At 50.9% G+C, this 19,820-nt stretch carries 20 protein-coding genes; 17 read left to right on the top strand and 3 right to left on the bottom strand.

Annotated elements, in window-relative coordinates; translation table 11 throughout:
- Window positions 1-179 precede the first annotated feature (179 nt).
- The 12 genes from ubiB (at window position 180) to clsB (ending at window position 13,010) form a co-directional block, all read left to right on the top strand.
- Window positions 180-1,757 (top strand): ubiquinone biosynthesis regulatory protein kinase UbiB, encoded by a 1,578-nt coding sequence (gene ubiB, locus JQN73_RS11165; RefSeq protein ID WP_205318879.1) that lies wholly within the window; start codon window positions 180-182, stop codon window positions 1,755-1,757.
- A 67-nt stretch (window positions 1,758-1,824) separates the two neighbouring features.
- Window positions 1,825-2,469, top strand: coding sequence for a methyltransferase domain-containing protein (locus tag JQN73_RS11170; protein ID WP_205318880.1), 645 nt, complete (start codon window positions 1,825-1,827; stop codon window positions 2,467-2,469).
- Between the two features lie 107 nt (window positions 2,470-2,576).
- On the top strand, window positions 2,577-3,662 hold the full coding sequence (locus tag JQN73_RS11175; protein ID WP_205318881.1) for an ABC transporter ATP-binding protein: 1,086 nt from the start codon (window positions 2,577-2,579) through the stop codon (window positions 3,660-3,662).
- Complete coding sequence (locus JQN73_RS11180) at window positions 3,655-4,581, top strand: ABC transporter permease (protein ID WP_205318882.1); 927 nt, start codon at window positions 3,655-3,657, stop codon at window positions 4,579-4,581. The genes JQN73_RS11175 and JQN73_RS11180 overlap by 8 nt, the downstream gene beginning before the upstream one ends.
- 7 nt (window positions 4,582-4,588) lie before the next feature.
- The gene (locus JQN73_RS11185) at window positions 4,589-5,410 is read left to right on the top strand and encodes an ABC transporter permease (RefSeq protein ID WP_240162235.1); all 822 of its coding nucleotides are present in this window, start codon (window positions 4,589-4,591) and stop codon (window positions 5,408-5,410) included.
- Window positions 5,411-5,501: 91 nt separating this feature from the next.
- Window positions 5,502-6,584: a PotD/PotF family extracellular solute-binding protein gene (locus JQN73_RS11190; RefSeq protein ID WP_205318883.1), complete on the top strand. Its 1,083-nt coding sequence runs from the start codon at window positions 5,502-5,504 to the stop codon at window positions 6,582-6,584.
- A 283-nt stretch (window positions 6,585-6,867) separates the two neighbouring features.
- Complete coding sequence (locus JQN73_RS11195; protein ID WP_205318884.1) at window positions 6,868-7,317, top strand: FmdB family zinc ribbon protein; 450 nt, start codon at window positions 6,868-6,870, stop codon at window positions 7,315-7,317.
- A 76-nt stretch (window positions 7,318-7,393) separates the two neighbouring features.
- Window positions 7,394-8,017: a DUF502 domain-containing protein gene (locus tag JQN73_RS11200; RefSeq protein ID WP_205318885.1), complete on the top strand. Its 624-nt coding sequence runs from the start codon at window positions 7,394-7,396 to the stop codon at window positions 8,015-8,017.
- Between the two features lie 128 nt (window positions 8,018-8,145).
- The gene (gene aspS / locus JQN73_RS11205) at window positions 8,146-9,951 is read left to right on the top strand and encodes an aspartate--tRNA ligase (RefSeq protein WP_205318886.1); all 1,806 of its coding nucleotides are present in this window, start codon (window positions 8,146-8,148) and stop codon (window positions 9,949-9,951) included.
- 335 nt (window positions 9,952-10,286) lie between these two features.
- A complete protein-coding gene (nudB, locus tag JQN73_RS11210; protein ID WP_205318887.1) occupies window positions 10,287-10,757 on the top strand; it encodes a dihydroneopterin triphosphate diphosphatase in 471 nt (156 codons plus the stop codon).
- Between the two features lie 61 nt (window positions 10,758-10,818).
- Entirely contained in the window at window positions 10,819-11,637 is an 819-nt protein-coding gene (locus JQN73_RS11215; RefSeq protein ID WP_205318888.1) for an endonuclease/exonuclease/phosphatase family protein, read from the top strand.
- Window positions 11,638-11,846: 209 nt separating this feature from the next.
- Window positions 11,847-13,010, top strand: a complete 1,164-nt coding sequence (clsB, locus tag JQN73_RS11220; RefSeq protein WP_205318889.1) for a cardiolipin synthase ClsB — start codon at window positions 11,847-11,849, stop codon at window positions 13,008-13,010.
- A 91-nt stretch (window positions 13,011-13,101) separates the two neighbouring features.
- Here clsB and JQN73_RS11225 read toward each other — a convergent pair whose 3' ends face one another.
- The 3 genes from JQN73_RS11225 to mscL all read right to left on the bottom strand — a co-directional run bounded on the left by JQN73_RS11225 (window position 13,102) and on the right by mscL (window position 15,201).
- On the bottom strand, window positions 13,102-13,827 hold the full coding sequence (locus JQN73_RS11225; protein WP_205318890.1) for an anti-sigma factor domain-containing protein: 726 nt from the start codon (window positions 13,825-13,827) through the stop codon (window positions 13,102-13,104).
- Entirely contained in the window at window positions 13,827-14,441 is a 615-nt protein-coding gene (locus tag JQN73_RS11230; protein WP_205318891.1) for an RNA polymerase sigma factor, read from the bottom strand. The genes JQN73_RS11225 and JQN73_RS11230 overlap by 1 nt, the downstream gene beginning before the upstream one ends.
- 355 nt (window positions 14,442-14,796) lie before the next feature.
- Window positions 14,797-15,201: a large conductance mechanosensitive channel protein MscL gene (gene mscL, locus JQN73_RS11235; RefSeq protein WP_205318892.1), complete on the bottom strand. Its 405-nt coding sequence runs from the start codon at window positions 15,199-15,201 to the stop codon at window positions 14,797-14,799.
- 295 nt (window positions 15,202-15,496) lie between these two features.
- Between mscL and petA the strand changes: the two genes are divergently transcribed.
- The 5 genes from petA (at window position 15,497) to JQN73_RS11260 (ending at window position 19,807) form a co-directional block, all read left to right on the top strand.
- Entirely contained in the window at window positions 15,497-16,117 is a 621-nt protein-coding gene (petA, locus tag JQN73_RS11240) for a ubiquinol-cytochrome c reductase iron-sulfur subunit (protein ID WP_205318893.1), read from the top strand.
- Window positions 16,117-17,523, top strand: a complete 1,407-nt coding sequence (locus JQN73_RS11245; RefSeq protein ID WP_205323320.1) for a cytochrome bc complex cytochrome b subunit — start codon at window positions 16,117-16,119, stop codon at window positions 17,521-17,523. The genes petA and JQN73_RS11245 overlap by 1 nt, the downstream gene beginning before the upstream one ends.
- Before the next feature lie 19 nt (window positions 17,524-17,542).
- Window positions 17,543-18,307, top strand: a complete 765-nt coding sequence (locus JQN73_RS11250; RefSeq protein WP_205318894.1) for a cytochrome c1 — start codon at window positions 17,543-17,545, stop codon at window positions 18,305-18,307.
- Between the two features lie 84 nt (window positions 18,308-18,391).
- On the top strand, window positions 18,392-19,003 hold the full coding sequence (locus JQN73_RS11255; RefSeq protein ID WP_108442713.1) for a glutathione S-transferase N-terminal domain-containing protein: 612 nt from the start codon (window positions 18,392-18,394) through the stop codon (window positions 19,001-19,003).
- 294 nt (window positions 19,004-19,297) lie between these two features.
- Window positions 19,298-19,807, top strand: a complete 510-nt coding sequence (locus tag JQN73_RS11260) for a ClpXP protease specificity-enhancing factor (RefSeq protein WP_205323321.1) — start codon at window positions 19,298-19,300, stop codon at window positions 19,805-19,807.
- Window positions 19,808-19,820: the final 13 nt, after the last annotated feature.

The raw sequence follows: 19,820 nt of genomic DNA on the forward strand, positions 1-19,820 counted from the left end.
ACGGCGAGCGCAACGAATAGAATGCCATGCAGCGAATAGAATGACTCTGAAGACATGAGGATTGCCGGTATCAGGATGGCAACCGCCGCGTAACTCGGTTGCACCTTGCACCAGTCGCACCGCGCATGTGATTTCCAAAGAGATCAAATGCAACACACCAAGTTGAAGGCCGGGTACCAATGATTTTAAAATTTCTACGGGTTATAAAAATTGCGCGGGTCGCCATACGCTATGGTTTAGACGATATCGTGATGTCGGGCTTCGACAAGCCGCGCATTTCCAAGTTAATCAATACATTGCTATTTTGGCGCGACTTGTCCGCTCCACGCGGTGAGCGCCTGCGTAAATCGCTTGAAGAGTTGGGTCCGATTTTCGTTAAGTTCGGGCAGGTACTGTCGACCCGTCGAGACTTGTTACCGGGCGATATCGTCGACGAACTGGCCGGCTTGCAGGATCGGGTGCCACCATTCAGTTCTGACCTGGCGATTGCGCAAATTCAAAAATCGCTGAAAGCACATCCGGATCAGCTCTTCGCCAGTTTTGATCGCGAGCCGGTGGCTTCCGCTTCGATTGCGCAAGTCCACTTCGCCATGCTTAAAAATGGCCGAGAGGTGGCGGTAAAGGTGTTGCGTCCTGGCATGAAAAAATCCATCGACGAGGATGTGGCGTTGATGCATCTGGCCGCTGAGCTGGTCGAAAAACTATGGGCAGATGGCAAACGCCTGAAAGCGCGTGAAGTGGTTGGCGAGTTCGATAAGTACCTGCATGATGAACTCGACCTGATGCGCGAAGCGGCTAATGGTAGTCAATTACGCCGCAATTTTGCGGATTCCGATCTGCTCATGGTGCCGGAAATGTTTTGGGACTATTGCTCATCGTCAGTCATCGTGATGGAGCGCATGCACGGTATTCCGATTTCGCAGCTGGAGCGTTTACGCGCGGCTGGCGTCGACATGAAAAAACTGTCCAGCGATGGAGTGGAAATTTTCTTCACCCAAGTTTTTCGGGATGGATTTTTCCACGCGGATATGCATCCCGGAAATATCCTGGTATCAGTCGCGCCTGCCACCTTCGGACGTTACATCGCGCTCGATTTCGGGATTGTCGGAACGCTTAACGATTTCGACAAAGACTACCTCTCGCAAAATTTTCTGGCTTTTTTTCAGCGCGATTACAAACGCGTGGCCGAAGCGCATATCGAGTCTGGCTGGGCACCAAAAGAAACCCGTGTGGATGAACTGGAATCGGCGGTGCGGGCTTGTTGCGAGCCGATCTTTGATCGCCCTCTGAAAGATATTTCTTTCGGTCAGGTTCTCCTGCGATTGTTCCAGACTTCACGCCGTTTCAATGTCGAAGTGCAACCGCAACTCGTGCTATTGCAAAAGACGTTGTTGAACGTTGAGGGCCTTGGACGCCAATTAGACCCCGAGCTGGATTTGTGGAAAACCGCGAAGCCGTATCTGGAACGCTGGATGAGCGAACAGATCGGTTGGCGGGGTTTGGTGCAACATTTGAAAATGGAAGCGCCGCGCTACAGTAAATTGTTACCGCAGCTGCCACGGTTGATTCATCAGGCGTTGTCTCAAGCGGTTGATGGACCCAAAGGTCAAGATGAAAAATTGTTGCTGATGGCACTGGCGGAGCAAAAGAGGACCAATCATTTGTTAGGTATTCTGGTGTATTTCGGTGGTGGATTAATGGGGGGAGTATTGCTGACCCTGATCTTCCAGCGCTGGGGCTATCTTTATTTCGGTTGATGACGGCAGTCGCGTTCACGCCTCTTATTTGTCGCACAATTTTTTGAGGTTAAGAAAATAGATCACCATGACAATACCAAACTCCGCTCCGAACTCCGTTCCTTTAGCGTCAGCGATTCCAACATTTACAACCCGCGATTCAGCTAAACCCGATTTTTGGAGTGAGCGCTTTGAGCATGCCTTCACGCCTTGGGACAAAGGGGGGGCACCTTTGGCGCTGCAGGATTACATCAAACGCTCGGCCCCGGCAGTAACGTTGATTCCTGGGTGCGGCGTCGGATATGAAGTTGCCTATTTCGCCCACGCTGGCTGGGATGTTACAGCGATCGATTTTTCCGAGGCAGCGGTACGCGCAGCGCAGGCGGTGCTAGGTCCGTTGGGTTCTCGCGTCATAGAAGCTGACTTTTTTAAATTTGAGCCAGCGGCGCCGGTTGGCTTGATCTATGAGCGGGCCTTCTTCTGTGCGTTGCCGCCAGCAATGCGTCCTGCTGTGGTTGCGCGCTGGGCTGCGTTGCTGGCACCGGGCGCAACGTTAGCCGGTTTTTTCTTTTTTAGCGATACACCAAAAGGGCCGCCGTTCGGCATAGACCGCCTCGTGTTGGAGCAGATGTTGCAGCCGTATTTTGAATTGATGGAAGATCACCCCGTCGCCGATTCCATTCCTGCATTTGTTGGCAAAGAGCGCTGGCTGGTCTGGCGCAGACGCTCGTAGCTGCGCCGCTGCAGGCAACACTTATTTCGTTCGGTTATAGGGTAAGTCTGCGACGATGAGTATTCTTTTTGCTACAATCGGCGCTTTCGCTTTCCAGGTCAAACTTCATGGCTTTGCTCGAAATTCGTAACGTTAGTCGCTGCTTTGGCGACTTTGTCGCCGTCAATAACATCAGTTTATCGATTGAGGCAGGTGAGTTTTTTACGTTACTGGGCCCATCCGGTTGTGGCAAGACCACCTTACTGCGCATGATCGCCGGGTTTGACTTACCCAACGCCGGGCAAATATTGCTCGATGGCGTGGACCTTATCGGCATTCCGCCTGAGAAACGGCCGGTATGTACCGTTTTTCAGAATTATGCGTTGTTCCCGCACATGACGGTGAGCGGCAATATCGCTTTCCCGCTCAAAATGGCAAAGTTGCCGCCGGAACAAGTAAAAGAAAAAGTAGCAGAAGCGCTGGAAGATGTCCGCCTGGTCGGTTTTGGTGCGCGTTATCCGCACGAATTGTCCGGCGGTCAGCGTCAGCGGGTCGCGGTGGCGCGTGCGCTGGTATCCCGGCCTAAATTACTGTTGCTGGACGAACCGCTATCGGCGATGGATGCCAAGTTGCGCGAGCAGATGCAGATTGAACTCATCAATTTACAAAAGGAAGTGGGGATTACGTTCGTCTATGTCACGCATGACCAGACTGAAGCATTGGCCTTGTCGCATCGGATCGCCGTGCTGAATCACGGTCAGGTTGAGCAACTGGACGAGCCTTCCCGTATTTACAGTTTTCCAAAAACGCGGTTTGTTGCCGATTTTATTGGAACCTGCAATCTTCTGGATGGCGTCATTGAGGCCATTGACGACGCCACGATGTCTCTCACGGTGGCCGGGCTGGGGCAGGTGAGGGCCGCGCTACCGGCCGACGCCGCGATTGGGCGCAAGGGAACGTTAGCGTTACGTCCTGAAAAAATTCTGATCAGTGCCGCAGTCAGCGGTCATAGCGCTGAAAATCATTTCAAGGGCTACGTGAAAGAGCTGCTATATCTCGGTGACGTGACGGTCTACATCGTTCAAACCGAAGGGGGCGCCGCGCTAGAAGCATTGTTGGCGAATTCGGCCGCGGGGCGTGCCAAATTTTTTGAGGTAGGCGACACGGTCGATGTCGCGTGGAGTTTTGAGGCCGGACATTTCCTGTATGAATAAAGCGCCGTCGCCGCCCTCATTGTTGCCCCCGCGCTCAACGCCTGCAAGTGGTCGACTGGCACGTTGGCTGATTAGCGGGCCGCCGCTCGTCTACCTGCTGGTGTTTTTCGCGATTCCCAGCCTGATTATGATCTTCGCGTCATTTCGTTATGCTGGCGATTACGGTGGACTGGACCCCATCTTCGATGCGGCGGGCAAGCTTAATCTGACCTTCGAAAGCTATACGCGTTTTGCTTCCGATTATATTTACACAGCGATTTTTTTGAAGTCGCTAATGTACGCGCTGATCACGACCTTTTGCTGTTTGCTCATGGCTTATCCGGTGGCCATACTCATCGCCCGGAGTGCCAAAAAATATCGTGATTTACTCATCCTGTTAGTGATTCTGCCGTTCTGGAGTAACTTCTTGATTCGCGTGTATGCCTGGATGATCATCCTTGGCCCGCAGTCGGGTTTGACCCGCGCACTTAATTACGTATTGGGACTGATCGGCGTACAGCCGGTGACGTTGCTATTCACCGCATTTTCCGTCATTGTTGGTCTGGTGTATGTTCACCTGCCGTTTATGGTGTTGCCGCTTTATGCTAATTTGGAAAAACATGATCCAGCCTTGCTGGACGCCGCGCAAGACTTGGGCGCGTCGGCCTGGCAACGCTTTTGGCGCATTACTTTTCCGTTATCATTGCCCGGAGTGTACGCTGGCGCGGCGCTGGTTTTCATTCCGGCATTGGGTATTTTTGCGGTGTCAGACATACTCGGCGGCACCGGCGGCATGATGATCGGTAACGTGATCAAGCAGCAGTTCCTGGAAACCCGCGATTGGCCATTTGGTAGCGTATTGTCGATTGTGCTGACGGCCGCTGCATTGGCGGTGGCCGGTGTCGCTGTGCTTGCGTCAAAACCACGACGACAGGGATGAAGCCAATATGACTACGCTGACTACGATGATGAAGATGCCTGCGCTCAGCGGTGTGAACAAACGCACCTACGCGTTATGGACAGCCGCGGTATTGGTGTTCGCTTTTTTATATGTGCCGTTAATCATCGTGATGGTGTATTCGTTCAATGATTCTCAACTCAATGCTGAGTGGGTCGGCTTCACTTTTGCATGGTATCGCAAGCTGTTTAGCGATCAGGAGATGCTAAACGCCGCAGGAAATTCGCTCATGATCGCGGTGGTGGCGAGTGCGGTCGCGACGGTACTTGGCACCATGGCCGGTTTTGCGATGCATCGTTATAAATTGAAATTATTACCGTTGTTGGTGCTCACGCCAATCGCCATTCCGGAAATCCTGATCGGCGTGTCGCTGCTGATCTTCTTTGTGATGCTCAATATCACCCTAGGGTTGGTATCCATCACGCTGGCCCATATCGCTTTCTGCATCGGTTTTGTGGCTATCGTGGTGCGCTCGCGCTTATCCGGCATGGACGAAAGCCTGACCGAAGCGGCGCGGGACTGTGGCGCGACGCCATTTCAAGCTTTCCGGTTGGTGACGCTGCCGTTGATCATGCCCGGTGTGCTTGCGGGAGCGCTGATGGCGTTTACGTTATCGATCGACGATTTTGTCATTACCTTTTTCACCGCTGGTGCGAATGCATCGACTTTGCCATTGCAAATTTATTCAATGATCAAGATCGCAGTCACTCCCGAAGTCAATGCGGTCTCAACCCTGTTAATGGCGCTGACACTATTTCTTATTATTGTCGCGTCCAAATTGGCACCGAGCGCGTTGCGCTCATCCTCTTAGCGACCGTTGCAGTTGCCAAATTGCCAGATTGCCGAGTTACCATTTTATTTGCGTTAGCATCTACCCATCCTCATCATCCTTAAGGATTGTCATGAAAAAAATGTTTTCCAATGTCGCGTTACTGATTGCAAGCGTTGTCGGTGCCACTGCCGGGGTCTCAGCGCAAGCGGCTGACGAATTGCATTTATATAATTGGAATAACTATATTGCGCCTGAGACGGTGCAGCGCTTCGAGGCATCATGTAAATGCAAAGTGGTCCAGACCTACTATGGCGACAACGAGGAAATGCTTGCCAAACTGGCTGCGGGTGCAAAGGGGTACGACATTATTGTTCCCACGGGCAACGCGCTGGATGCCTTGATTAAGCAAAAGGCGTTGAAGCCACTGGACAAGTCACAGCTGCCGAATTTGAAGAATATGAATCCGGCGTATATGAATAAGGATTTCGATAAGGGAAATCTCTACTCGGTGCCGTATGCCTACACGATCACGTTGCTGGGTTACAACGATCAAAAAATAAAAGAACTCGGGATTCCAGTCGATAGTTGGGCAACTATTTTTGATCCGGCCGTTCTTGCCAAGATTAAAGGCAAAGTGACGGTGTTGGACTCTGCCAACGAATTAATTGCAGCTGCCCTGAAATATCGCGGTTATTCGGCCAATGACACCGATGAGAAACATTGGGAAGAGGCTAAGAATGTGATTTTGCGCGCGAAACCTTATTGGGCCGCGTTCAATGGCAGTAGCTATATCAAAGAACTCACCGTTGGCAACGTTTGGGTGGTGCACGGGTATTCCAGCGATATCTTTCAGGCCGACGTGGATGCGCAAAAGGCCGGTCGGAAATTTCGTATTCGGGCAGCGCTCCCTAAGGAAGGCGCTGTGTTAGCCCTGGATAGCATGGTGATTCATAAAGATGCGCCGCGCCCAGACCTGGCGCTAAAGTTTATCAATTTCATGCTGGACGGAAAAAATGCGGCGGAACTGACTAATTTAATCGGCACAGGTAATCCGAATGCCGACGCGGCGCAGTACATTAATCCCGAGATCGCAAAGAATGCAGCCATCTTCCCGACCAAAGTGACTGTTGCGAAATTGGAAATGTTGAGGGATCTTGACGGAAAACAACGCCGGGCATTGAATCGCTTATGGACCGAAATTCGCGCCCGCTGATCAATTACCTATTGCGCATTTAGTTAGCACTTACTGAGTACTTCACGATCAATTAGCCATCAACTTACGCTTAATTAACGGTCAATTAACGGTCAAATAACGGTCAAATAGCGGTCAAATAGCGGGCAAAAAAACGGTCAATTAGCCATCGCCGGCAGGGTACCCGGCTTTCAATGGCAGATGTTTATCATATTCCCTGCGACCGGCGCAGGAATGCAACGGTGTGGATTCCGTAAAAACCTTTATAATTCAGGGTTTTACACGCTTTTCGCGGAGTTTTACCATGCCAATTTATGCCTATCGCTGCGAAGCTTGTGGTTTTGCTAAAGATGTATTGCAAAAAATGTCGGATGCGCAGTTGACGGTCTGCCCGACGTGCCACCAAGAGTCCTTCAAAAAACAAGTGACTGCTGCCGGTTTTCAGCTAAAAGGAACGGGTTGGTACGTCACCGATTTCCGTGGCGGGGCGGCAACTGGAAAATCAACGGGTGGTGGCAGCGACGATGCGTCCTCGTCCTCCTCAAGTGCTGACAGCGCTAGCGATGCGAAGCCGGGCACTCCTGCGGCGACCCCAGCGACCGGGGCAAGCGGCGCAGCAACCAGCGGCGCAAGTTCGGCAGCGAATGCGGCCTCAAGTTCAGCCTCAGGCACTTCGACCAGCACCAGCGCTGGAACTGCGTCAAGCTCTGGCACTTCCACAGCCAGCAAAACACCTTCTTCCGCAGCGACCTGACAGCACTGCGACGAGCATTTAAACAATCTGTCTTGGGTCGTGCTGGCAACTGTAGTGCGACCCGTTGAAGAAAAACATGCGCAAATATTTCATCACAGGCTTACTGGTTTTGGTTCCTCTGGCAATTACGCTTTGGGTACTCAATCTCATCATCGGCACAATGGATCAATCATTATTGTTCCTACCTGCAGAGTGGCGTCCAAAAGCCCTGATCGGTTTTAATATTCCGGGTCTGGGTACGATTTTGACCTTGTTGATCATATTTTTTACCGGATTGGCAACGCACAACTTTATTGGCCGCCAGGTGGTGGCGTTGTGGGAGGCGGTCTTAACCCGCATCCCGGTCGTCAATTCGATTTACTCCAGTGTCAAGCAAGTGTCGGATACGTTGTTTTCATCGTCTGGAAACGCCTTCCGCAAGGCTTTGCTGGTGGAATATCCTCGGCAGGGATCGTGGACCATCGCATTTTTAACTGGCGTTCCCGGCGGTGATGTAAAAAATCACCTGCAAGGCGATTATGTCAGCGTGTATATCCCGACGACACCAAATCCGACTTCGGGATTTTTCCTAATGGTTCCCCGCGCCGACACCGTAGAGTTGAATATGAGCGTGGACGAAGCATTGAAGTACATCATCTCGATGGGCGTCGTATCGCCGCCAGATCATGTGGAAAAAAAACGCATTACGGATTCCATATAGACGATTGGCTGGCGCATGTGCGCTCAAGGCCGGTTGTCAGCATCAGCAGACTTAAAAGATGCAAAGTAAGCATCCCTTATAATTGCCCTAACATTGAACTTAACACCTGAACTTCGGAAGAATTGAATATGTCCATGCGAACCCATTATTGCGGCCTCACCACCGAGGCACTTCTCGATCAGACAGTCAGCCTGTGCGGCTGGGTACACCGTCGGCGCGACCATGGCGGCGTCATCTTTATTGACTTGCGCGACCGCGAAGGTCTGGTGCAGATTGTCTGCGATCCAGACCGTGTCGACGTCTTCAAAAATGCAGAAGTCGTCCGTAACGAATTCTGCCTGCGCATCACCGGCGTAGTCCGCAATCGTCCTGACGGCACCGTCAACAATAACCTGAAATCAGGCAAGATCGAAGTATTGGCCCACACGTTGGAAGTCTTGAATGCTTCTGTGACGCCGCCGTTTCAGTTGGATGATGACAACCTGTCGGAAACCACACGCCTGACGCATCGCGTACTGGATCTGCGTCGTCCGCAGATGCAAAACAATTTGCGCCTGCGTTACAAGGTGACGATGGAAGTGCGGAAGTTCCTCGATGCGAACGGCTTTATCGATATCGAAACACCGATGCTGACCAAGTCGACGCCAGAGGGCGCACGCGATTACCTGGTGCCGTCACGCGTCAATGCAGGGCATTTCTTTGCGTTGCCGCAGTCCCCGCAACTGTTCAAACAGTTGTTGATGGTGGCAAACTTTGATCGTTATTATCAAATCGTAAAATGCTTCCGTGATGAAGATTTACGCGCTGATCGCCAGCCTGAATTTACCCAGATCGATTGCGAAACATCCTTTATGTCCGAGCAAGAAATTCGCGACATGTTTGAAGGCATGATCCGTCTGGTATTCAAGAACGCACTCGATATTGACTTGCCGAATCCGTTCCCGGTAATGGATTTTGCGACAGCGATGGCGATGTATGGCTCCGACAAGCCTGATATGCGCGTCAAGCTCGAATTCACCGACCTGACCACAGTGATGAAAGATGTCGACTTCAAAGTGTTCTCGGGTGCCGCGAATATGGAAAACGGTCGCGTGGTTGGCTTACGTGTTCCTGGTGGCGCTGCGATGCCACGCTCCGAAATTGATGCTTATACGCAATTCGTCGCGATTTATGGCGCACGCGGTCTGGCATACATCAAAGTCAACGAAATTGCCAAGGGCCGCGAAGGTCTGCAATCGCCAATCGTTAAAAACTTGCACGACGCTGCATTGGCGCAAATTCTTGCACAAACCGGTGCACAAGATGGCGATCTGATTTTCTTCGGTGCGGACAAGGCGAAAGTGGTCAACGACGCCATCGGTGCATTGCGCGTGAAAATCGGTCATAGCGATTTCGGCAAAAAAGGTGGTTTGTTTGACGATGCATGGCGTCCGCTATGGGTGGTCGATTTCCCGATGTTTGAATACGACGAAGCTGGCGAACGCTGGAGCGCGTGTCACCATCCGTTTACAGCACCTAAAGACGGTCATGAAGATTATCTGGAAACCGATCCGGGCAAGTGTATCGCCAAAGCCTACGACATGGTATTAAACGGTTGGGAACTTGGCGGCGGATCAATCCGTATCCACCGGGCTGAAGTGCAAAGTAAAGTCTTCCGCGCATTAAAGATTGATGCCGAAGAAGCGCAGCTGAAGTTCGGTTTCTTGCTGGACGCGTTGCAATACGGCGCGCCGCCGCACGGTGGTCTGGCTTTCGGTCTGGATCGTATTGTCACCATGATGACGGGTGCCGAATCGATTCGTGACGTGATTGCTTTCCCGAAAACGCAGCGGGCGCAATGTTTGTTGACGCAAGCACCTTCGGTCGTCGAAGAAAAGCAGTTGAAAGAGCTGCACATTCGTCTACGCGCGCCAGAAGTCAAAGTCGTTTCCTGATAGGTTTTCCGAGCGGTCCGCCTTGTTTCATGCCAAAAATGTGGCCGCAGAATAGACAGTTTCAAAAGCGCGGTTTTCCGCGCTTTTTTTATGCGCGGACAGAATCGGTTTATAGTTGCACTATGGCTGAATTTTGTTCAATATCAAGACCGGCATTGGCGTTGATTTGATCGTTTTTGACGCGACAGGCGATAACCACCGCCGTGCGCCGCATTTGGTTTTAGTTCTGATCCGCCCGGTTGAATTGATCGATGAACGAAAGATAAATGCGCGGTGCTACCCGTTGATACCTCCGCTGCTTCTCAATATGATTTTTCTCTTTTCTTAGCGTGTGCATGGATAAAATTCCTGAATCTGTTCTGGTTGTCATTCATACTGCTGATTTGCAGGTTTTAATGATTTCGCGTGCTGATAACGTCGATTTTTGGCAGTCTGTGACCGGCTCTAAAGATATGGTCGACGAGCCGCTGGTGCAAACGGCCATCCGGGAGGTCGCCGAAGAAACCGGCATCATCGTCTGCGATGGTCAAATCCCCCTGTCAAATCTGCGCGACTGGCAACTTTCCAACGTTTATGACATCTATCCTATGTGGCGACATCGGTATGCGCCGGGAGTGACGACCAACACGGAGTACGTATTTAGCTTGCAAGTACCTGCAGAGATTCCGATTGTATTGGCCCCTCGCGAACATGTGGAATACCGATGGATGCCGCACAGGGAGGCGGCAGACCTGTGTTTCTCTCCCTCGAATGCAGAGGCGATATTGCAACTTCCTCATCGGCTGCGGGATATGAAAATAGTATAATTCGGCACCATCCTGACCCTAACCCAGTCATAGCGGCACACTCTCATTTAGATCAAAAGCGATGAAAATACGTATTGCGACCTATAACATCCATAAAGGCGTCTCTTCTATCGGAAGCCGTCCCAGGGTGCATGCCTTAAAGCAAGCACTGGCATTGATGGAAGCGGATGTATTTTTTCTGCAAGAAGTGCAGGGACGCCACGATTTGATGGCTGCGCGTCACTCGGCCCATTGGCCGGAACAGTCCCAGCAAGATTTTTTGGCCGGTGATTCACATCATGCTGCGTACGGGATGAATGCGGTATACGACCATGGTCATCACGGTAATGCCCTTTTAAGTCGTTTTGAGATTGCTTCGCAGACCAATCAGGATGTGTCGGATCATGCCTACGAAGCCCGTGGAATCCTGCATTGCGTTTTAAAAACACCGCAGGCAGACGTCCATTGCTACGTGGTACATTTGGGTTTGTTCGGTGGCGGTCGGCGCAGACAGACGGCGGCGTTAATTGAAGCGGTACGTAGCTCCTCGCCCCCGGACGCGCCGTTAATCATTGCCGGTGACTTCAATGACTGGGGCAATCGATTAAGTGAATTATTACGCGAACGGCTTGGCGTCTCTGAAATTTTTGACGAACGGATTGCTGCACATGGTCTCGGCTTTTATTTGCGCAAGCTGATGGGACGCGAGCCAAGCGTCAAAACCGATTCGACGGCCAAAATCAAGCCCGCCCGAACATTCCCGGCGGCGCTGCCATGGTTACGCCTTGACCGCATCTATCTGCGGGGCTTTACGGTAGAGTCGGCACAGGTATTGCACGGTCCGGCGTGGGCCAGGTTATCGGATCACGCGCCGATTGTGGCGACGTTACAGTTGAAATAGAGGCCTCAATAGATCCTTTTAATAGAGGCTTTTAATCGATTTTTAATACAGACTGACGGCCGATAGCGCGGAATAACCACATTATTAATGCACAGATCATCAAAGCCTCTGCCTGGCGATGTCGTAGCTAATCAAGTGCTGGATGCATGGCGACCAGTGCGTATTTCTTAAACAGCTTTCACTATGACAATCTGCATCCTGTTTGGCCTATGCGCACGGTAAATTTTACCGCTGACAATCATATCGACCTCTTGCAAAGTGGCGCGGAATTTTTCCCAGCGTTAATCGCCGCCATTGAAAGTGCGCGCCACGAAGTCTATTTGGAAACCTATATTTTTGCTGCAGACGGATCGGCGCAAAAGGTCAAGACTGCTCTGATGGACGCTGCAAAAAGAGGTGTCTCGGTCAGGGTGGTGACCGACTGGCTAGGAACTGGTCGGGCGCACAACACCTTATTAACGGAAGAGTTTCTTCACACCCCGATCAAGCATCGGATTTTTAATCCCTGGTTTCGACGCGGCATGGTGCGCACGCATCGTAAGTTGTGTGTGGTGGATCGTCAAATCGCTTTCGTCGGCGGCATCAATATCAATGACGACATGTTTACCGATGACGCCAGGCACTTGCCATTGCCCGCGCCGCGCTGGGATTTTTCAGTCCGCATTATCGGGCCACTGGTACCCACCGTGCACGCCGAACTGGAAGCGCAATGGATGCGGATGGGCGGTCTTAAATTACGGGCACGCTGGGATGAGTTCAAGCGCGCGCGCGTAAAAATCAGCCTCGCTTCACAGGGTGCAGCCTCGGCGGGACTGGTTATTCGCGACAATTTACGCAATCGGAGAACCATCCAGCGCGCTTACATGCAAGCACTGGGACATGCACGCGACAGCGCTTTGTTGGCGAACCCTTACTTTGCACCAGGCCGCAAATTACGGCAGGCGCTGGTGTCTGCCGCGCAACGTGGTGTTAAGGTGACTTTGCTACTCGGAGTAGGGCACTACCGCCTGCAAGATGCGGTGACGCATTCGTATTATCCTAAACTGCTCAAAGCCGGCATCAGAATAGTCGAATATCGCAAGACCGCGCTCCACGCCAAAGTCGCAGTCGTGGACGACGAATGGTCTACCGTGGGATCAAGCAATTATGATGGTTTGAGTCTGTTGGTGAACCAGGAGGCGAACGTCGTGATTCGCGATGCGCGCTTTACAAATATGCTGCGGCAAAAAATTGAAGCAGGTATTGCGGATGGTGTGGAAGTGCAATCGACGGAATTTGGCAAACCATCGTGGTATCGGCGGCTGTGGTACGGATCGGCCTTTTTTGTTTATCGTTTTGCGATGCGCATTATGACCCTGGGTAATAGCTCCTGAATTCACCGACCTGCTGGTAAGCCGTGAGGAGCCTGCTAATAAGTAACGGCGCATCTTCCAATGCGCCGTTACGCGGTTTACGCAGGTTAGCTTAGATTTGTACCCATGCGCCTTTGAATACAACCGGTCCGGTCGGTCCGTTTGGATTCGGTGAGCCGCCCTTAGGTTCTAACGTTACAGCCAATAGCGGTATCGACTGCGGTGTGGCATTCGCCGGTAGAGGCAAGGTCACACTGCCATTTGCCGCAACCAGACCCAACGAACGCGGTGGACCTTCTTTTGGCACCGCCCACAGTTCCAGACTCTTATCAGCCGCCACCGATTGCGGCGCAATGACTTTCACCACCATCTGGCCGTTCTGCCCTGCAGTCACCACCGCGATTGGTGTTGCCTTATCATCACTCAACATGGCGACATAAGACGTGACCGGTGCAACCGGAATCGGCGCCAATTGTTTAGTCATCAGCAAAGATACCAAAATCAAGGCCGCCGTCGTAGAGACTAAACCGAGGCCACGCCAGAAACTCAGATCTTCTCGCAACGAAAGCCAGAACGATGCTTTACGTTTGCGTGCACTCAGTATTTGTAGTCCGAGGCGTTTTTCAATAGCAAGCCAGACGCGGGCTGATGGCTTTGCCACGGGTGCCAGTTCAATTATCGGATACAAACGATCTCGCCACTCCGCAACCGTCAGTCGCAATGTGGCACTGTCGGGCAAGTAACTTTCAAAGCGTCGGCGAGCTCCGCCGCGCAGTGTGCCAAGCACATACTCTGCTGCTAACTTTTCTAATAATGCTTGGTTTTGAAGAATATTCATTAATTTTGCTCCAGCTTGCCTAGGCAGGTCCGTAATCGCTCTAATCCTCGCCGGATCCAAGTTTTAATGGTCCCGATGGGGAGCTTCATTTGATCTGCGACCTCACTGTGTGAGAGGTCATGAAAAAAAGATAACGCTATTGCTTGTCGGTGCAGCCCCTCAAGCTGCGATAAACAGCCTGCGAGCGCTTTCGAGTCAGCGCTCAGTTGCAATGCTTCCAACGGCGTCGGATCTGCACTTTCCATGGCGGTAATGACCTCCTTGTCAAAAGTATCCGCATCTATTTCAACGTCATGGTCAGTGCGTCGCAAAATATCGAAGGCTTTATTACGTACGATCGTCGTCATCCACGTCATTGGCGCAGCAAGACCCGGCTGATAACTGCCGGCGTTGTTCCAGATGTTGATGAAACTCTCTTGTAAAACCTCTTCTGCCGCCTCCCGCTTAACTAATATACGCAGCGCGAAGCCAAACAGTTTCGATGATGTTGCATCGTAGAGAGAACGGAAGGCGCTGGCGTCCTTTTGGGCAACGGCGGCAAGCCAGATTTTCAATTGTGCCGGTTGTAGATCAGTGGAAGACAATTCGATTTCCTTCGCAAGATATTGGGTCATTCAGCATTTGCTTAATATCCGGAGGCAAGCCTACGTACCGGGGTAGCCCTTCGATGAGCAATCAGGGATTATTAATGTCTGCGTGGTGCCTGTTGTTGAAGCTGTCAGAGGACTAGATTAGCGCAAGCTTGTTCACAGGGCAACTTTATACTGTTTTTTTTTGCATCTTGCTTGTTTAGTTGCCATCAACAAAAAGCCCGTCTGATGAACGGGCTTCCACGAGGCGGTCGGCAAACCTTCAGGTTTTTAACGACGGTTGCGAATCAACTAAAGGGTCATTGATTAATCAACAAAATAATTAGTGAGCAATAAGTGAACCATTCAACCGGCGGTACCCGTTTGATGTTCGCTTCGTTTATTTTTTGAGAGAGTCGCGAATCTCTCGAAGCAACACCGTACTTTCCGGATCCGCAGCTGGCGGTGCGGCTGTCCTAACCTTGTTTACCAGGCGCACCATTTGAAAAATAATAAAAGCCAGGATAAGGAAATTCAATAAGATGGTGATAAAGTTGCCGTATGCCAACACTGCCCCCGCCTTTTTTGCCTCGGCCAATGTCATCGAAGTTGCCTGTCCATTGAGGGCAACATAGTAATTGGAGAAATCCAGGCCTCCGAAAATTCTGCCGACGATCGGCATGATGATGTCCTGCACGAGAGAATCGACAATTTTACCGAACGCGGCGCCAATGATCACACCGACGGCGAGATCAATGACGTTACCTTTGACTGCAAACGCCTTGAATTCTTCCAGCATACTCATAATGGCAATCTCCACGTGATCTTGTAATAAAAAGCCATTTTATATCGCGATCAGATATTGATGTGTTATCCGACTATGCCTTTTTCGTCCAACTTGGTGCAGCGACATCTCAAAAGCATGTTTCAAAACGGAAAAGAAACCGCAATTTCGATGTTTATATGCGGATATTAAAAAAAGTTCCGTGAATTTAAGTGTCAAAGTATCTATTTCCTTTAAAACAGCGGTCAGCTTCGTTATAATCTAGGGTTGCTAGAAGTTTCACGCAGGTTTCGTATTTTGACTGATTGGGGTTGGTATGAGTATCGAAAAGCAGGTCGATTCAAGTCGACGTGGTTTGCTCGTCGCTACATGTGCGGTGGGTGGTGTGGCAGGTTTGGCCACAGCGGGGGCCTTTGTGTCTACCTTTCAGCCGTCTGAGCGCGCTAAAGCCGCGGGAGCACCAGTAGAAGTAGATATATCCGGCATTAACCCCGGAGAAATGAAAGTTTTTGAGTGGCGCGGTAAGCCAGTATGGATCATGAAGCGTACCCCGGAGCAAATGAAGGGGCTGGAGCATACTGCCTCCGAAGTCGCTGATCCGGAATCGCTCAAACCATACACAATGGACCTTCCTGACTATTGCAAGAATAAAGCAAATAATCGCGGTCACGTGGGTCATGAATCAACCTTGGTACTGGTCGGAATTTGCCCGCATCTCGGTTGCTCACCTTCTTCCAAGTTTACGCCCGGCGCACAACCTTCGCTGCCAGATGACTGGGAAGGCGGTTTCCTTTGCCCATGTCATGGCTCGACCTTTGATTTGGCCGGTCGTGTATTCAAGAACAAGCCTGCACCAAACAATCTCGATGTTCCGCGTCATATGTATTTGTCGGATACCAAGATACTGATTGGTAAAGACGAGAAAGGTGAGGCTTAATCATGGCATTTCACGAAAAGAAGCTACCGGCCAACGCGCCGATTGCCGACAAAGCGCTAAACTGGGTTGACGCTCGTTTTCCGCTGACCCCCACCTGGAAGGCACACCTTTCCGAATATTACGCACCTAAGAATTTCAACTTCTGGTACGCATTTGGTTCGCTTGCACTGCTAGTGTTAGTGATTCAGATCGTCACCGGTATTTTCCTGGTCATGCATTACAAGCCAGATGCAACGCTCGCCTTCGCATCGGTGGAATACATCATGCGCGACGTGCCTTGGGGCTGGTTAGTGCGTTACATGCACTCGACCGGTGCATCGGCATTCTTCATCGTGGTTTATCTGCATATGGTGCGCGGCCTGTTATACGGTTCGTACCGCAAACCGCGTGAGCTGGTCTGGCTATTCGGTGTCGGCATTTTCTTGTGCCTGATGGGCGAAGCGTTCATGGGCTATCTGTTGCCATGGGGCCAGATGTCCTATTGGGGCGCACAAGTGATCGTCAACCTGTTTGGCGCTATCCCATTTATTGGTCCTGACTTGTCGCTATGGATTCGCGGTGACTATGTTGTCTCTGACGCAACCCTGAACCGCTTCTTCGCGTTTCACGTCATTGCTATTCCGCTGGTATTGATTGGCCTCGTCGTTGCGCATATTATTGCATTACACGAAGTTGGTTCAAACAATCCGGACGGCGTTGAAATCAAAGACACAGTAGACGCTAACGGCATTCCGCTGGATGGTATCCCGTTCCATCCGTACTACTCGGTGCATGATGTCATGGCAGTTGCTGTGTTCCTGATTGTATTTAGTACAGTCGTCTTCTTCGGTCCGGAAATGGGCGGGTATTTCCTTGAGTACAATAACTTTGTGCCCGCTGATTCGCTCAAAACGCCGCCGCATATCGCACCGGTTTGGTACTTCACACCGTATTATTCGATTCTCCGCGCTGTGACATCCGACTTTATTATTTACCTGCAAGCTGGCGTCGCCGCATTTATTGCTTTGCTATGGTTAAGGTCAAGTCTGACCTCAATGGTAAAGCTTGCCGCTTCCGTGATCGGTTTAGCGATCATCGCGGCAATGTTTGTCCTGGATGCAAAATTCTTTGGTGTGGTGGCGATGGGTGTCTCAGTTGTCATTCTGGCCGGTTTGCCATGGCTGGATCACTCAAAGGTCAAATCGATCCGTTATCGTCCGGACTGGCATAAATATGTCTACATACTGTTCGGCATTACGTTTGTCATTCTTGGCTACCTTGGCGTGCAACCGCCATCGGCTATCGGCGCGGTTGTGTCGAAAGTGTGCACTTTCATTTACTTTGGCTTCTTCTTGTTGATGCCATGGTGGAGCGCAATGGGCACATTCAAAAAAGTGCCTGATCGCGTTACTTATCATCCGCATTAAGCCGCTAATAGGACATTACATGAAATTGCTAAAAAGTTTGATTGCGACTCTTGTGCTACTGCCGGCGTTAGCTTTTGCTGCCGAAGGCGGTTATCCACTTGATAAGGCGCCGGATCGCACCAAAGACATGTCGGCCCTGCAAAGTGGTGCCAAGCTGTTTGTTAACTATTGCTTGAACTGCCACTCGGCATCGTCGATGCGTTATAACCGCCTGCGCGATATCGGTTTAACTGAAGATCAGATCAAAACCAACTTATTGTTTACGAGCGATAAAGTCGGTGATCTGATGCACGTCGCGATGTCGCCTAAGGATGCCAAAGAATGGTTTGGCGCCGCACCACCGGATTTATCGGTCATTGCGCGTGCCAAAGCGTCTGAAGCAGGTTCGGGTCCAGATTGGCTCTATACCTATCTGCGTACCTTCTACAAGGATGACACACGTCCAACTGGCTGGAACAACATGGTTTTCCCGAACGTCGGAATGCCACATGTGTTGTGGGAGTTGGAAGGTGTTCGTACTGCCAAGTATGAAGACGTCAAAGACCCTGAAGAAGAGGGCAAAGTTGAACATAAGTTCATCAAGTTCGAGCAAGCAACACCGGGAACAATGACGCGTCTGGAGTATGACGTTGCAGTTGCCAACCTGGTGTCATATCTTGAATGGATGGGCGAGCCAACACAAAATACCCGTAAGCGTCTGGGTGTGTGGGTTCTACTATTCCTCGGATTGTTTTTCGTTCTGGCATGGCGTCTGAATGCGTCGTACTGGAAAGAAGTGAAATAACATTTCATGCTCGCGATTTTGCGAGTGTGCGTTTTCGGGTGAGTCGTATCGCGCCTCACCCCTTTGTTTTTAAGGAACTATAAAATGATGGTTCTCTATTCAGGTACAACCTGCCCATTTTCGCAACGTTGCCGTCTCGTATTGTTCGAGAAAGGCATGGACTTTGAAATCCGCGATGTTGATTTATTCAACAAGCCCGAAGATATCTCGACCATGAATCCATACGGCCAGGTGCCGATTCTGGTTGAGCGCGATCTGATCTTGTATGAGTCCAACATCATCAACGAATACATCGATGAGCGTTTTCCACATCCACAACTGATGCCAGCTGATCCGTTGATGCGCGCACGTGCACGTCTGATGCTATTCAATTTTGAAAAAGAATTGTTTGTTCACGTTCACGTTCTGGAAAACGAAAAAACCAAAGGCGCAGAAAAAAGTCATCAAGTCGCACGCGCAGAAATTCGCGATCGCCTGACGACACTGGCACCTTTGTTTTTGAAGAACAAATACATGCTCGGTGATGAATTCTCGATGCTGGATGTCGCTATCGCGCCATTGCTGTGGCGTCTGGATCACTACGGTATCGAGTTGTCGAAGACAGCAGCGCCGTTGATGAAATACGCTGAACGCATATTCTCGCGTCCAGCCTACATCGAAGCGTTGACCCCGTCGGAAAAAGTAATGCGTCGTTAATCGACGGTTTTAAATAGCCGATAAGTGCGACCAAAAAAAGCCGTGTGGATCAGGCCTGCCAACGCAAGCAGCACGCAGGTGCGACAAAAAGGTATTGCAAGATCCACCCGGTTTTTTGGTTACGCTTAAAAATAGGTTATATTGTGCAGTTGCTGGCCCAGCAGCTGCACGATTTGTATTTGGCCCATCTTCAGATATTCCCGTAGGTGCCGTATTCAATATTGCACGTTACGCACTTGATTTAGCGCACATACCAAATCCTCAGTTCACAATTGCACTTCCTTCGTATTGATGATGTCCGAAACTTCTACTAAACCCTACTTGCTACGCGCCATTTACGAATGGTGCACCGACAACGGCTTCACCCCTTATCTGGCGGCCAAGGTCGACGCCAACACGCGCGTACCGCAGCAGTTCGTAAAAAACGGTGAGATCGTCCTCAACATCAGTTTTGAGGCGACCAGTAGTCTCAAAATGGACAATGAATTCGTTAATTTTAACGCCCGCTTCGGCGGTGTCTCACGTGAGATCTCGGTACCGGTCGAAAACGTCATCGCCATTTATGCTCGTGAAAACGGGCAGGGCATGGCGTTCGAAGTCACCAAGACAGCCGAACAAAAGCCGTCCAAACCGGACGAGCAAAACGCGCCGACGAAGTCCCCAGCGACTGCGGGATTCCCCGCATTAGCATCGGTTCCGTCGCCCGGCACAAGCTCGGGCGATAAAGCAAACGGCGAAGATCCAGAAAAAGATCCAGAACCGCCAAAAAAAGGTGGAAGACCCACCCTAACGCGAATTAAGTAATGTATAATTCTGT

It is taken from the genome of Glaciimonas sp. PAMC28666 (genome assembly GCF_016917355.1).
GTDB lineage: Bacteria > Pseudomonadota > Gammaproteobacteria > Burkholderiales > Burkholderiaceae_D > Glaciimonas.

What these genes read in the sequence shown, in the direction of transcription:
- ubiB (WP_205318879.1), top strand. Translation starts at nt 180, where the DNA reads ATGATTTTAAAATTTCTACGGGTTATAAAAATTGCGCGGGTCGCCATA.
- JQN73_RS11170 (WP_205318880.1), top strand. Translation starts at nt 1,825, where the DNA reads ATGACAATACCAAACTCCGCTCCGAACTCCGTTCCTTTAGCGTCAGCG.
- JQN73_RS11175 (WP_205318881.1), top strand. Translation starts at nt 2,577, where the DNA reads ATGGCTTTGCTCGAAATTCGTAACGTTAGTCGCTGCTTTGGCGACTTT.
- JQN73_RS11180 (WP_205318882.1), top strand. Translation starts at nt 3,655, where the DNA reads ATGAATAAAGCGCCGTCGCCGCCCTCATTGTTGCCCCCGCGCTCAACG.
- JQN73_RS11185 (WP_240162235.1), top strand. Translation starts at nt 4,589, where the DNA reads ATGACTACGCTGACTACGATGATGAAGATGCCTGCGCTCAGCGGTGTG.
- JQN73_RS11190 (WP_205318883.1), top strand. Translation starts at nt 5,502, where the DNA reads ATGAAAAAAATGTTTTCCAATGTCGCGTTACTGATTGCAAGCGTTGTC.
- JQN73_RS11195 (WP_205318884.1), top strand. Translation starts at nt 6,868, where the DNA reads ATGCCAATTTATGCCTATCGCTGCGAAGCTTGTGGTTTTGCTAAAGAT.
- JQN73_RS11200 (WP_205318885.1), top strand. Translation starts at nt 7,394, where the DNA reads ATGCGCAAATATTTCATCACAGGCTTACTGGTTTTGGTTCCTCTGGCA.
- aspS (WP_205318886.1), top strand. Translation starts at nt 8,146, where the DNA reads ATGTCCATGCGAACCCATTATTGCGGCCTCACCACCGAGGCACTTCTC.
- nudB (WP_205318887.1), top strand. Translation starts at nt 10,287, where the DNA reads ATGGATAAAATTCCTGAATCTGTTCTGGTTGTCATTCATACTGCTGAT.
- JQN73_RS11215 (WP_205318888.1), top strand. Translation starts at nt 10,819, where the DNA reads ATGAAAATACGTATTGCGACCTATAACATCCATAAAGGCGTCTCTTCT.
- clsB (WP_205318889.1), top strand. Translation starts at nt 11,847, where the DNA reads ATGCGCACGGTAAATTTTACCGCTGACAATCATATCGACCTCTTGCAA.
- JQN73_RS11225 (WP_205318890.1), bottom strand. Translation starts at nt 13,827, where the DNA reads ATGAATATTCTTCAAAACCAAGCATTATTAGAAAAGTTAGCAGCAGAG.
- JQN73_RS11230 (WP_205318891.1), bottom strand. Translation starts at nt 14,441, where the DNA reads ATGACCCAATATCTTGCGAAGGAAATCGAATTGTCTTCCACTGATCTA.
- mscL (WP_205318892.1), bottom strand. Translation starts at nt 15,201, where the DNA reads ATGAGTATGCTGGAAGAATTCAAGGCGTTTGCAGTCAAAGGTAACGTC.
- petA (WP_205318893.1), top strand. Translation starts at nt 15,497, where the DNA reads ATGAGTATCGAAAAGCAGGTCGATTCAAGTCGACGTGGTTTGCTCGTC.
- JQN73_RS11250 (WP_205318894.1), top strand. Translation starts at nt 17,543, where the DNA reads ATGAAATTGCTAAAAAGTTTGATTGCGACTCTTGTGCTACTGCCGGCG.
- JQN73_RS11255 (WP_108442713.1), top strand. Translation starts at nt 18,392, where the DNA reads ATGATGGTTCTCTATTCAGGTACAACCTGCCCATTTTCGCAACGTTGC.
- JQN73_RS11260 (WP_205323321.1), top strand. Translation starts at nt 19,298, where the DNA reads ATGTCCGAAACTTCTACTAAACCCTACTTGCTACGCGCCATTTACGAA.